Source organism: Microbacterium sp. H37-C3 (assembly GCF_027157935.1).
Lineage (GTDB): Bacteria > Actinomycetota > Actinomycetes > Actinomycetales > Microbacteriaceae > Microbacterium > Microbacterium plantarum.
The window spans coordinates 240,299-252,930 of record NZ_JAPVLR010000002.1 but is presented as its reverse complement, the minus strand read 5'-3'; the positions used below and the strand labels follow the sequence as shown (position 1 = coordinate 252,930).

The window sequence follows — 12,632 nt, the reverse complement described above, 5'->3', positions numbered from 1 at the left end:
GCCTACGGGAGCCCCATCCCACCCGAGCACAGTGAGAGTACACACAGAAAGGGCCGATCATGCCAGACATCCTGCAACCGGGGAACCATGCGCCGCACTTCACTCTCCGGGTGACCGCCGACCAGTCGCTGAGTTCAGACGAGCTCCTCGGCAGCCCCGTTGTCCTCGCGTTCTACCCCGCCGACTGGAGTCCCGTCTGCGGCGACCAGCTGTCCGTCATCAACGAGGCTCTGCCGCTGATCCGCGCCCGGGGCGCGCAGGTGGTCGCCGTGTCCGTCGACAACGTGTGGTCGCACGAGGCGTTCACGGCAGCTCACTCACTGCACTTCCCGCTGCTCAGCGATTTCGAGCCGAAGGGGGCGGTCGCACGACTCTTCGGTGCGTACGACGACGCCGTGGGCGAAGCGCGCCGAGCGCTCTTCGTCATCGACCCCGCCGGCGTCATCGCTTGGAGCTACCTCGCGCCCGTCGCCGTCAACCCCGGCGTCGACGGCGTACTCGATGCCCTCGACACCCTCACCCACAACTGAAAGGAGAGGACCATGTCCTCACTTCGCGTTCCCGTCTCCTCACACGACCACAGCTCGGGTCCCGCCGACGCGGCGGTGGTTCTCGTCGAGTACGGCGACTATCAGTGCCCCTATTGCGGTGCCGCGTATCCCGTCGTCGCGAAGCTGCTCGCCGCATACGAGGGGCAGGTGCGTTTCGTCTTCCGGAACTTCCCGCTCGCCGAACTGCACCCCGAGGCGGTCGATGCAGCGTTCGTCGCCGAGTTCGCGGCCGAACACGGCAAGTTCTGGGAGGCTCACGACCTGCTGTTCGAACACCAACGACAGCTGGGCCCCGACCTCTATGCGACGATCTGCGAGCGCCTCGGCCTGCCGATGGACGAGCTCCGCGCGGCGGTGGCCGAGGGACGCTACCTGTCGCGAATCCGCGCCGACGAAGAAGGCGGCATCCGCAGCGGCGTCAACGGGACGCCGACGTTCTTCCTCAACGGCCATCGCGTCGACTCCGGTACGGACGGCCTCGCCGACGCCCTCGCGGATGTGATTCGTCGCTCTGCGTGAGCCATGGCGATAGCGAAGGGCCGCCGGGAGCATCCCGGCGGCCCTTCGCTGTTGCTCAGCGCGCGGCGCGACGCATCCGCAGTGCCGCAGTCACCGTCACGACGCCCACCAGGACGACGAACGCCAGAAGCACGGTGGTCTGGGGCAGCACGGTCAACGCTCCCCCGATAGCGAGCACCGGAAGCGCCAGACCGCAATACGCGACGAGGAACATCGCGGCGAGCGTCTCACCTGTGCGACCCGGTTCCGCGATCTCCGAGGCGGTGGCCAGCGCACATCGGAACAGGGCGCCGACGCCCGCTCCGCCGACGATCCCGCCGAACAGGAACAGAGCGAGCGACGGCGCGAGAGCCCCGCCGGCGATCACGAGCAGACCGACTCCACAGGCGATGGCGGCGAACAGCAGCTGGGTGCGATACGCGACACGGGCCAGAAGCACCTGAGCGGCGGCGGCGGACCCGAAGACGAGGAAGACCGTGATCCCGGCCACGAGGTGGCCGTGCTCGTCGAAGATGCCGACGAGGATCGACGGGGCCAGAGAGGTGAACAGCCCGAAGAGCGCGAAACCTGCGAAAGCCGCGAAGGCGGCAGCCACGAAGCGGTCGCGGGACGCCGCGGGGACCGCGACCTTCTGCGGACGATACGTGCGCCGAGCCGCGGTGACGGTCTCCGGAACAAGCGCGACGGCGATGGCCAGGAGGATGAGGACCACGGCGAACACGGTGTGCGGAAGGTGCAGCGGGTCGGGCAGGAAGTCGGCGAAGAGCCCGCCGATGAGCGGGCCGAGGGCGAGACCGCCGAGGTTCGCTCCCCCGGCGACGGATGCCGCGACGATGGCGTTCTCGTCCGGTCGCGCCCGAGCCCTCAACTCGCCGAGGTGCGCAGTTGCGGTCGCCGTGAGCACGCCGATACTGACGCCGTTGACGATTCGGGCGATCAGCAGCCCCGGGACGTCGGTGAATACCGTGAACAGCATCGCGGACAACGCCGAGATGAGGATGGCGATGACGAGCATCCGTCGTCGGCCCATCCAGTCGCTGACGTGCCCGAGCAGGAACAGGCTCGCAACCACCCCGGCCGCATATGCCGCGAACACGACGGTGACGACGGAGACGGGGAACCCGTCGAGCTGCTGATAGAGCGGGTACAGGGGTGTGGGGACGGTGGAGTACGCCATCACCAGGAGGAACGCGACCGCGACCACCCAGAACGGCGTGGTGCGGCGTGTGACGTGTGAGTGTGTGGGGGCCAACGCGTGCAGCTTTCTCGGGGAGCGTGCCGTTCATCGCCTCGGGCATGAACCCGAGGCGATGTCGCGGCTCATCGCAGCGGTGTGATGCCCTGCGAGCCGCGCGGGAAGGTCGCGAGGACCGCAGGGTCGATGTTGAGGTGCGCCGAGACGAGCTGCGGCGGCACGTGGGACAGCCAGTTGGCGAGGGAGATCTCCTCGTACTTGTCGGTGCGGAACACCTCGAGGAACTGCAGCACGTCGTCACCGGTGTTCTCGATGTAATGGCCGAAGTTCTTGCGGACCACGCCCACGTCGCCGGCACGGAAGTCCGTGGTGTTCGCATGCGGTCCGGTGTTGAACACCGTCATGCGGGCAGAGCCGCGAAGGTAGTACTGCCACTCATCGGCATTCGGGTGCCAATGCAGCTCTCGCATGGAGCCCGGCTCGACGGTGACGAGGGCCGCGGCGACCGTTGACGAGTACGTGTAGTTGGTCGAGTCGGCGATCTGGATGGAACCGCCCGTGTTCTCGTAGAGCGGTTTCGATCGCGAGAGGCGGAAGATGACCGGCTCCATGCCCCACTCGACGCCGGCCGCGGCCTGGTCGGCCTCGAGCGCCGGCGGCTCGTCACCGGGGAAGATCCACAGGTTGTGCAGAGGGATGTCGGAGAAGACCTCCTGGGCAACGCCGAAGTTCTTCGCCAGGACCTCCGGCGGCGTGTGGGCGAACCAGTCGGTGAGGAGCAACGTGTTCGACTCGGACTGGTCGCCGTCATCGAAGGCGAGGACGAACTCGGCCCCGTCGGGTCCGAGACCCTGGAGCGAGTGCGGGGTACCGGCGGGGAAGAACCACAGATCGCCCTCCTCCACGTCCTCCACGGCGGGAAGACCGGAGCGGCTGAGGGTCGTGACGCGCGCTTTGCCCCGGGTCATGACGGCCCACTCGGCAGTCTGGTGCCAGTGCAGCTCACGGATGCCGCCGGGCTCGAGGTACATGTTGACGCCGGCGATCTCGTCGGAGATGTGGAAGTCCTGCTTCGTCAGCTCCCGCGCCCAGCCGCCCCGCTGCACGCGGCGCGGCGAAATGTTGAACGAGGACCAGAAGAACGGCTGGGTGCTGATGTCGGTCGCCGGCGCATGAATCTGGTTGGGGAACTGCGAGGCGATAGCCGTATTCTGCGGGCCGGTCATCGTGTTGCTCTGCGGGCGATCGGCGGTGTTGACCTCGCCCTCCTGCGGCAAGTCGGGGTTGCCCAGGGTGGGAACCTCGTGCCCGACGGGGACGTTCTCAGACGAATCCATGGCTTGCTCCTTCGTGACGGATTCGGACGGTATTCAGGAGTCTGGCGATGGCCGACGATGCGCCACAGGGATAGCTGACGAGCAGGTATTCGACACTCGTCGGACGCCGTCGATCGCTTCGTTCGCTTGGGTGGAAGGCCCAGGGAGGTTCCATGTCGCTCGCCCACGCCTCATCGATTCGTCGCTACCCGCTCCTGGAGACGGTGTGGGCGTCGGCGTCTCTCGCGTTCGTCTCCGGACTGCTCGACGCATGGACGTTCGGCCAGGTCGGCACGTTCGCGACCGTGCAATCCGGCAATCTCATCTCGCTGGGCTACGCCACCGCGGAGGGAGACGTCGACCGCGCGTTCCTTGCGGCCAGTTCCGTTCTCGTCTTCGCGGCCGGAGCCTTCGCGTGCAGCATCCTCATCCTCGGGCTCGCTCGCCGGGGGAAGTCGTACTCGGCGCCCGTCCTTCTCGGCGAGGTCGTGATCGTCACGGTCCTCGCCGTGCTGAGCGTCACCCGCGGATCGGAACCGATGTGGATCGCCGGGGCCGTCAGCTTCGTCGCCGGCGTTCAGGGCAACGCCTTTCACCGCGAGGCGGGGATGCTCTATGGCAACATCGCCGTCACCTCGGTCATCCAGATGGCCGCCGGCCTGCTGGGACGCGCGGTCGGACGCCCCATCGCCGACGACGGTGAACAGCACCTCCGCCCCGCAGGGGCGTACGTGGCCGTACTCGTCGCATTCGCTGCGGGAGGCGGGCTCGGCTTCAGCGCGAACGCGGTCCGGTCCGGCTTCTCGTTGATTCTCGCCGCTGCGGTTCTCCTCGGGCTGTGGACGTGTGCCGTCCGCGGACGCGGGGCCGTCGACCCGGCGCAGAACGCGCCGACGCCGTAGAAGCTCCCGCCGCCGACATCCCGGCTCAGCCCTCGAGCACCAACCCCGTACCGCGCTGCAAGGCGCCGCGACCGACACCCCGGCTCAGCGGCATCCGTCCCGGGGTGTCGTGTCGGATCCCTTGCATCCCGGCCCAGCACAGCCGGATGCCGCCACCCGGTTCAGCCCTCGACGACGACCTCGTCGCCCACCCGCACCACTCCCCCGCCGTCGGCGGGGAGGAGCAGGATGCCGAGGGTCGGCTCGGCCTGATCGAACTCGGTCGTCAGCACGCGCAGCAGCCGCGCGTCGCGCTCGCCCGTGTCGGGGTTGGCCATGATCGCGGCGCACCGGCCGATGGGGCGCTGCACGTCGAACGCGACCTCACCGATGCGGGCGCGGCCGCTCCAGCCGAGTTCGTCCCACGCACCGACACCCGAAACGACGATGTTCGAGCGGAACCGGCGGCTGTCGACGGGCGCGGCCACCGCAGCATCCACGTCCTCGACCGAGGCGGCACCGTGCAGCGAGACGTAACCGCGGGCGCGGTCCTGGAAGCGCGAGGTCGCGCCGTCGCCGACGAGCCGCAGCGGCAGCACGCCGTCGCGGTCGAGGCGTCGCGCGTCGCCCGAGCCCCGCACGAATGCGGTGATCGCGTCCTCGAGCTCGCGCCGCCCGGCGTCGTCGAGCCCCGCGTCCGCGAGCACCGCGCCATCGACGCTCAGCCGCAGCCGCCGCGCGTCGGCGTCGAAGTCCAGCGCCACGCGCGCGAGCGCCGGGAAGTCCATGAGCGCGAGGCCGCGGCTCTTCGGCCATGACTCGAGGCCGTCGGCGTCCTCCGGCTCCACCGCGTCGGCGAAGCGGAACGCGAGCACCCGGTCGCCGGCGATCCGTCCGTCGGGCTGGACGACGAGCTCGTCGCGCGCTTCGGGAGTGAACCCCTTGACGGGATAGCGGTACAGGGCGGAGACGACGGGCACACCGCTACTCTGCACCACCCCGCCCGAATCGCCACCAGCGCGCCCGCGATCTCACAATCGCCGACGGCCCGAAGAGAGAAAGAGGTAACGGAACGGACGATCAGCGAGACCGCCGGGGAAACACCCCGCCTCTAGCGTCGAGCACCATACCCACCGGCTCTCGACCGAAGGAGGACGCGATGTCCTACGTCAAGCCCACCGAGCTCGTTCAGACCGTCATCGACGCGGGCGCGTCGAAGGTCATGCTCTCGACCCGCGACACGCTCATCCGCTCCATCATGGGCGGCGCCGTCCTCACGATCGCCGCCGCCTTCGCCGTGACCATCACCGTGACGACGGGGATGCCGCTGCTCGGCGCCGTGCTCTTCCCGATCGGCTTCATCATGCTGTACCTGCTCGGCTACGACCTGCTGACCGGCGTCTTCGTGCTCGCGCCGCTCGCCTGGCTCGACCGGCGGCCGGGGGTGACGCTCGGCGGCATCCTGCGCAACTGGGGGCTGGTGTTCCTCGGCAACTTCATCGGCGCCTTCACCGTCGCCGTGCTGATGGCGATCGTCGTCACGTACGGCTTCTCGACGCCGCCGAACGAGGTGGGTCAGGCGATCGGCCACATCGGCGAGGGCCGCACGGTGGGCTACGCCGAGCACGGCGCGGCGGGCATGCTCACGCTCTTCGTCCGCGGCGTCCTGTGCAACTGGATGGTCGCGACGGGCGTCGTGCTGGCGATGATCTCGAAGGATGTCATCGGCAAGATCTTCGCGATGTGGATGCCGATCATGCTCTTCTTCTTCATGGGATTCGAGCACTCGATCGTGAACATGTTCCTGTTCCCCTCGGGACTCCTCCTCGGCGGCGACTTCACGATCATGGACTACCTGATCTGGAACGAGATCCCCACCGTGCTCGGCAACCTCGTCGGCGGCCTCGTCTTCGTCGCGATCCCGCTCTACTTCACCTACGGCCGGCCGACTTCGCCGCGCCGCGTGCGCGCGCCGAAGCGAACCCGCGCGACCGGGACCGCCGAGCCTGTAGCCGTCGAGCCCGCGACCGCCCGGGTGTGACCCATGGTCCGCACCGTAAACAGCCGGAAACACGCCGCTGACGGCGCCGCAACCTCGCCCGCGTACGGTCACGACATGAGCTCCACCGGCCCCACCCGACACGTCGTCGTGGTGGGTGCCGGGATGGTCGCCCACCGTTTCGTCGAGAGCCTGCTGAGCCGCGCAGACGACACCTGGCGGGTGACGGTCGTCGGCGACGAGCCCCGCCACCCGTACGACCGGGTCGGGCTGACGTCGTTCTTCGCCGGCGCCTCCACCGAAGACCTCGAGCTCGACCGGTCGCCGTTCGACGACGAGCGCGTGCGGTTCCTCCGCGGGCGCACCGTCACCGGCATCGACCGCGACGCCGGCGAGGTGCTCGTCGACACCGGCGAGCGCATCGCTTACGACCGGCTCGTGCTGGCGACGGGCTCGTACGCGGCCCGGCTCGCCGTGGACGGATACGACCACGAGGGCTGCTTCGTCTACCGCACCCTCGACGACGTCGAAGCCCTCGAGGCGTTCGTGCAGCGCCGGTCGGCCGAGCTCGGCCGGCCGCTCACCGGAACCGTCATCGGCGGCGGCCTGCTCGGCCTCGAAGCGGCGGGCGCGCTGCAGGGACTCGACGTCGACTGCACGGTCGTGCAGTCCTCCGACAGGCTGATGTCGGCTCAGCTCGACCTTCCGGCCGGAGATGCCCTGCGCCGCCTGATCACGGCACGGGGAATCGCGGTGCGCACCTCGGTGCTGACCACCCGGCTCGACGCCGATCGCACCGGCCAGGTGGTCGGGCTCGAGTTCCGCGACGGCACGTGGGAGCGCACCGACGTCGTCGTCTTCACCGTCGGCGTCCGGCCCCGCGATGAGCTCGCGCGCGCAGCGGGCCTCGCTGTCGACCCGCGCGGCGGCGTCGTGATCGACGAGGGGTGCGACACCTCGGATGCCCGAATCCTGGCGATCGGCGAGGTCGCCAGCTTCGACGGGCAGTGCGTCGGTCTCGTTGCTCCCGGCTACGCGATGGCCGAGGTCGCCGCGACGCGCCTGCTCGGGCTCGAGGCCAGCTTCGGCGGCTTCGACGTGTCGACGAAGCTGAAGCTGTCGGGCGTGGATGTCGCGAGCTTCGGTGACGCGTTCGCCGAGACGCCCGGGGCGCTCGACGTCGTGTACGCCGACCCGGTGGCCGGGGTCTACAAGAAGCTCGTGCTCTCCGACGACGCGAAGACACTGCTCGGCGGCATCCTCGTCGGAGACGCGTCGGCCTACGGATCGCTCCGCCCGCTCGTCGGCGGCGCGCTCGGCGGCGACCCGGTCGCCTACCTGATGCCGGACGGCGGCGTCGCGGCCCCGACCGGCGAGCTGCCCGATGCGGCCCTCGTCTGCTCGTGCAACAGCGTGACGGCGGGCGGCATCCGTTCGGCCGTCCACGACGAGGGATGCACGGATGTCGCCGCCGTCAAGGCCTGCACGAAGGCCGGAGCCGCGTGCGGCTCGTGCGTCCCCATGATCAAGAAGCTGGTCGGCGCCGAGCTCGCGAAGTCGGGGGCGACCGTCAGCAACGCCCTCTGCGAGCACTTCGACCTGTCGCGCCGGCAGCTCTTCGACGCGGTGCGGGTGTCGGGCCTGACGACGTTCAGCGCCGTGATCGAGCGCTTCGGCGCGGGGCGCGGATGCGACATCTGCAAGCCCGCGCTCGCCAGCATCCTGTCGACCCTCACCGGCCGTCACGTGCTCGACGGCGAGAACGCGACGCTGCAGGACACGAACGATCACGTCATGGCGAACATGCAGAAGGACGGCAGCTACTCCGTCGTCCCGCGCATCCCCGGCGGCGAGATCACCCCGGCGAAGCTGCTCGTGATCGCGCAGGTCGCCCAGGACTTCAACCTGTACACGAAGATCACCGGCGGCCAGCGGATCGACCTCTTCGGGGCCCGGCTCGAACAGCTGCCGGCGATCTGGGGGCGACTCGTCGAGGCCGGCTTCGAGTCGGGTCACGCGTACGGCAAGTCGCTGCGCACCGTGAAGTCGTGCGTGGGGTCGACCTGGTGCCGGTACGGGGTGCAGGACTCCGTCGGCATGGCGGTGCGCCTCGAGCTGCGGTACCGGGGCCTGCGCGCTCCGCACAAGTTCAAGCTCGGGGTCTCGGGATGCGCCCGCGAATGCGCCGAGGCCCGCGGGAAGGACGTGGGGGTGATCGCGACCGAGACCGGGTGGAACGTCTACGTCGGCGGAAACGGCGGGTTCACTCCGCGTCACGCGGTGCTGCTGGCCGAGAACCTCGACGACGACGCCCTCCTGACGACGATCGACCGCTTCCTGATGTACTACATCTCGACGGCCGACCGGCTGCAGCGCACCGCTCCGTGGTTCGAAGACCTCGAGGGCGGGATCGACGGTCTGCGCGCCGTCATCTTCGACGACGCGCTCGGGATCTGCGCCGATCTGGATGCCGCGATGGCGCGCCACATCGACGCCTACGAGGACGAGTGGGCGGCGACCCTCGCCGACCCCGAGAAGCTGCGGCGGTTCGCGTCGTTCGTCAACGCGCCGACGACGCCGGACCCGTCGCTGGCGTACACCGTCGAGCGAGGTCAGCCGCGGCCCGCGACCGCCGACGAACGCACGGACGACCGCGTGCTCATCGCCGGCACGACCCTGGAGGTGCGGTCATGACCCTGGTGGACGACACGGTGAGCGAGACCGGCAGCGCACCCCGCGCGCGGAGCCGCAGCTCGGCATGGACGGCGGTGTGCCGGCTCGACGACCTCGAAGTCGAGCGCGGCCGTGCGGCGCTGCTCGGAGACCGGCAGATCGCCCTGTTCCTCCTGCACGACGGTCGTGTCCACGCGACGGCCAACCTCGACCCGTACAGCGGCGCGCACGTCATGTCGCGCGGGATCGTCGGCACTCGCGGCGACGCACCCACCGTCGCGTCCCCCATGTACAAGCAGGTCTTCGACCTGCGGACGGGCGCGTGCCTCGACACCCAGGGCAAGGACCCACGGATGCTGCCGGTCTGGCCGGTGGCCGTCGACGGCGAGGGCACCGTGTTCATCCGCGACGGAGGTGCGGCATGACCACGATGCTCGGGCTCTCGCTCACCGGCCGCCGCGTCGTCTTCGTCGGCGGCGGCGCCGTCGCCGCGCGGCGGATCGGCCGTTTCCTCGACGAAGGAGCGGACGTCCGGGTCGTGTCCCCCGCCCTCGGCGACGCCATGCGGGATGTCGTGACCGCGCACGGCCTCACCTGGCTGCCGCGCGACGTGCGGCGCGACGACATCGCCGACGCCTGGCTCGTGCACACGGCCACCGGCATCCCTCGCGTGGATGCCGCGGTCGCGGCCTGGTGCGAATCCGAACGGGTCTTTTGCGTCAACACGTCCGACGGCGCGCACGGCACCGCGCGACTGACGGCCGAGACCCGCAGCGGCGATGTCATCGTGGGGGTCGCCTCCGATGCCGGTGTCGACCCGCGGCGGGCCGTGCGCCTGCGCGACGCGATCGCCGCCGCGCTCCGCGCCGGCACGCTGCCGCTGCGCCGCCGTCGCCGCGGCGGGGGCCGGGTCGATCTCGTGGGCGGCGGGCCGGGTCCCGCCGATCTCATGACCGTGCGGGGCCGGCGCCTGCTCGCCGAAGCGGATGTCGTCATCGCCGACCGCCTCGGCCCCACCGACGTCCTGCACGAGCTCGAACCCGGCGTCGAGGTCATCGACGTCGGCAAACAACCCGGTCACCACCCGGTCACGCAAGGCGAGATCAACGCGCTGCTGGTCGCTCACGCCCGTGCCGGCAACCGCGTCGTTCGGCTCAAGGGTGGCGACCCGTTCGTGTTCGGGCGGGGCGGCGAGGAGGTCGCGGCCTGCCACGCGGCCGGCATCCCGGTCGAAGTGGTGCCGGGGCTGACGAGCATCGTGTCGGTGCCGCAGGCCGCCGGCATCCCCGTCACCCACCGCGGGGTCTCCGCCGGCCTCCACGTCGCCAACGGCCAGGGGCCGATCACGTCGTCGACACGGGCGGCGCTCGGCGATGACGCGATCACGACCGTCTTCCTGATGGGCGTCGCCGCGCTGCCGCGCATCGTCGAGGCCGCGCGGGCCGCGGGCGCTCCTCTCGAGTGTCCTGTCGCCATCGTCGAGCGGGGACACACGCCGCAGCAGCGCACGACCCGATCGACGCTCGCGACGGTGCTCGCGGATGCCGCAGCCGCCGGTGTCACGAATCCCGCCGTCATCGTGATCGGCGAGGTCGCCCGAGCGGGCCTGCTGCTCGCGCCGGCTGAGGAGCGGGAGCACGTCATCCGGTGAACCAGTCCGTCCGTCCCGCGCTCTCGGCCGCCCTCGGCGGCTGCACGATCGTCATCGCCGTCGATCGGCGATCGAACGAGCTCGCGACGGCGCTCGAGAGACACGGAGCGACCGTGCGCCATGCCCCGGCGCTGAGCATCGTGCCCCACATCGACGACGAGGCACTCATCTCGGCGACGCGCTCGCTCATCGCCGATCCGCCGGATGTCGTCGTCGTGACGACGGGCGTGGGATTCCGGGGCTGGATGGAGGCTGCCGACGAAGCGGGACTCCTCGACGATCTGCACGACGCCTTCGCGGGTGCCCAGATCGTCGCCCGCGGGCCCAAGGCGCGCGGCGCGATCCAGCAAGCGGGTCTGCTGGCGGACTGGGTCGCCGAGTCGGAGACCTCGGGTGAGCTCGGCGAGTTCCTGCTCGCCGAAGGCGTGCGCGGTCGCCGCGTCGCGGTGCAGCATCACGGCTCGGGAGCCGATGGCCTCGACGAACTGTTCACGGGGGCGGGCGCGGAGGTCGTCAGCCTCACCGTGTACCGGTGGGGGCCGCCGCCGGATCCGGCCGCCGTCGCGCGCTCGGTCGTCGCGACCGCGCAGGGTGAGGTCGACGCGGTGCTGTTCACGTCCGCTCCGGGCGCAGCGGAATGGATCGCGACGGCCCGGCGGGAGGGTGTCATCGACGAGATCGTCCGGCGGGCGCGGGGCCGGCGGCTGCTTCTCGCGGCGGTCGGGCCGATCACGGCGGCTCCGCTCCGCGGTGCCGGAGCGGAACCTCTCATCGCCGAGCGCGGGCGGTTGGGCTCGCTCGTCCGTGCCGTGGTCACCCACTTCGGCGGCGGGCACGCACCCTCGCTTCCGACGCCGGCGGGGCTGCTGGAGCTGCGCAGCTCGGCCGCCGTTCTCGACGGCCGCGTCATCCCGCTCTCGCCGACCTCGGCCCTCATCCTCGAAGCGCTGTTCACCGCGGCGGGTGGCGTCGTGAGTCGCGCCGATCTGCAGCGGTCGCTTCCGCGTTCGAACGCCGGCGATCACGCTCTCGACGTCGCGATCGCCCGCACGCGCGAAGCGCTCGCGTGCTCCGGCCTCATCCGGACGGTCGTCAAGCGCGGCTACCGCCTCGACCTCACGACGACGGGAGCGACACCATGACGCCGGTCCTCATCGCCTGCTCCCACGGCACGAGCTCCCTCGAGGGGCGCGCCGCGATCGCCGGTGTCGTGACGCGAGTCCGACAGATGCTCCCCGGAGTGCAGGTCGAAGAGGCGTTCGTCGACGTGCAGGAACCCGAGATCGACGCCGTCGTGGCGGGCGTGCCCGCGGGGGCGGCATCCGTCGTGGTGCCTCTCCTGCTCTCCACCGGCTTCCACACGCGGGTCGACATCGCACGCGCGGTCGCGGCGGCTCCCGGCCCGTGCGTCGCGACTCCCGCGCTCGGTCCGCACGACCTGCTGGCCGGTCTGCTCGCCGAGCGGCTGCGCGCCGCCGGCCTGGGCGCAGCCGACGCGCCGCCCGGCGCCGAGGCCGTCGTGCTCGCGGCGGCGGGATCGTCCGATCCGGCGGCCGAGGTCGACGTCGCGGCGATGGCCGACCTGCTGGCCGCCCGCCTGGGGATGCCGGTGTCGGTGGGTTTCGCCGCGGGCGCCGGCATCCGCATCGACGCGGCGGTCGCGGCCGCGCGCTCCGCCGGAGCGACACGCGTCTTCGCCGCGAGCTATGTCCTCGCGCCCGGGCACTTCGCGGGCGTGATCGCGGGCGCCGGCGCCGACGACGTGACCGACCCCCTCGCGCCCGACGAGGCGGTGGCAGCCGTCGTCGTCGAGAGGTACCGCGCCGCGCTTCGCTGACGCGTCGGGT

12 protein-coding genes are annotated in these 12,632 nt (G+C 70.8%); 9 read left to right on the top strand and 3 right to left on the bottom strand.

Going from position 1 to position 12,632, the window contains the following annotated elements; genetic code table 11:
- Nucleotides 1-59 precede the first annotated feature (59 nt).
- Complete coding sequence (locus O1W71_RS06225) at nucleotides 60-530, top strand: redoxin domain-containing protein (RefSeq protein WP_269267010.1); 471 nt, start codon at nucleotides 60-62, stop codon at nucleotides 528-530.
- Between the two features lie 12 nt (nucleotides 531-542).
- Nucleotides 543-1,070 (top strand): DsbA family protein, encoded by a 528-nt coding sequence (locus tag O1W71_RS06220; RefSeq protein WP_269267009.1) that lies wholly within the window; start codon nucleotides 543-545, stop codon nucleotides 1,068-1,070.
- 55 nt (nucleotides 1,071-1,125) lie between these two features.
- Here the strand turns inward: O1W71_RS06220 and O1W71_RS06215 are convergent, their stop codons facing one another.
- A complete protein-coding gene (locus tag O1W71_RS06215) occupies nucleotides 1,126-2,322 on the bottom strand; it encodes an MFS transporter (RefSeq protein WP_269267008.1) in 1,197 nt (398 codons plus the stop codon).
- Nucleotides 2,323-2,390: 68 nt separating this feature from the next.
- Nucleotides 2,391-3,602 carry a cupin domain-containing protein gene (locus O1W71_RS06210; protein ID WP_269267007.1) on the bottom strand — a complete coding sequence of 404 codons (1,212 nt, stop codon included), beginning with the start codon at nucleotides 3,600-3,602 and terminating at the stop codon, nucleotides 2,391-2,393.
- A gap of 152 nt (nucleotides 3,603-3,754) precedes the next feature.
- On the opposite strand from O1W71_RS06210, the gene O1W71_RS06205 reads away from it, so the two are divergent.
- The gene (locus tag O1W71_RS06205; RefSeq protein ID WP_269267006.1) at nucleotides 3,755-4,483 is read left to right on the top strand and encodes a YoaK family protein; all 729 of its coding nucleotides are present in this window, start codon (nucleotides 3,755-3,757) and stop codon (nucleotides 4,481-4,483) included.
- Between the two features lie 161 nt (nucleotides 4,484-4,644).
- Here O1W71_RS06205 and O1W71_RS06200 read toward each other — a convergent pair whose 3' ends face one another.
- Nucleotides 4,645-5,442, bottom strand: coding sequence for an MOSC domain-containing protein (locus O1W71_RS06200; RefSeq protein WP_269267005.1), 798 nt, complete (start codon nucleotides 5,440-5,442; stop codon nucleotides 4,645-4,647).
- A gap of 179 nt (nucleotides 5,443-5,621) precedes the next feature.
- Between O1W71_RS06200 and O1W71_RS06195 the strand changes: the two genes are divergently transcribed.
- The 6 genes from O1W71_RS06195 (at nucleotide 5,622) to O1W71_RS06170 (ending at nucleotide 12,622) form a co-directional block, all read left to right on the top strand.
- Nucleotides 5,622-6,503 (top strand): formate/nitrite transporter family protein, encoded by an 882-nt coding sequence (locus O1W71_RS06195; protein WP_269267004.1) that lies wholly within the window; start codon nucleotides 5,622-5,624, stop codon nucleotides 6,501-6,503.
- Between the two features lie 75 nt (nucleotides 6,504-6,578).
- Nucleotides 6,579-9,155, top strand: a complete 2,577-nt coding sequence (gene nirB, locus O1W71_RS06190) for a nitrite reductase large subunit NirB (protein ID WP_269267003.1) — start codon at nucleotides 6,579-6,581, stop codon at nucleotides 9,153-9,155.
- Nucleotides 9,152-9,559, top strand: a complete 408-nt coding sequence (gene nirD / locus O1W71_RS06185; protein ID WP_269267002.1) for a nitrite reductase small subunit NirD — start codon at nucleotides 9,152-9,154, stop codon at nucleotides 9,557-9,559. Before nirB ends, nirD begins: the two co-directional genes overlap by 4 nt.
- Complete coding sequence (cobA, locus tag O1W71_RS06180) at nucleotides 9,556-10,785, top strand: uroporphyrinogen-III C-methyltransferase (protein ID WP_269267001.1); 1,230 nt, start codon at nucleotides 9,556-9,558, stop codon at nucleotides 10,783-10,785. The genes nirD and cobA overlap by 4 nt, the downstream gene beginning before the upstream one ends.
- Nucleotides 10,782-11,927 carry a uroporphyrinogen-III synthase gene (locus tag O1W71_RS06175; protein ID WP_269267000.1) on the top strand — a complete coding sequence of 382 codons (1,146 nt, stop codon included), beginning with the start codon at nucleotides 10,782-10,784 and terminating at the stop codon, nucleotides 11,925-11,927. Before cobA ends, O1W71_RS06175 begins: the two co-directional genes overlap by 4 nt.
- The gene (locus O1W71_RS06170; RefSeq protein ID WP_269266998.1) at nucleotides 11,924-12,622 is read left to right on the top strand and encodes a sirohydrochlorin chelatase; all 699 of its coding nucleotides are present in this window, start codon (nucleotides 11,924-11,926) and stop codon (nucleotides 12,620-12,622) included. The genes O1W71_RS06175 and O1W71_RS06170 overlap by 4 nt, the downstream gene beginning before the upstream one ends.
- Nucleotides 12,623-12,632 lie beyond the last annotated feature (10 nt).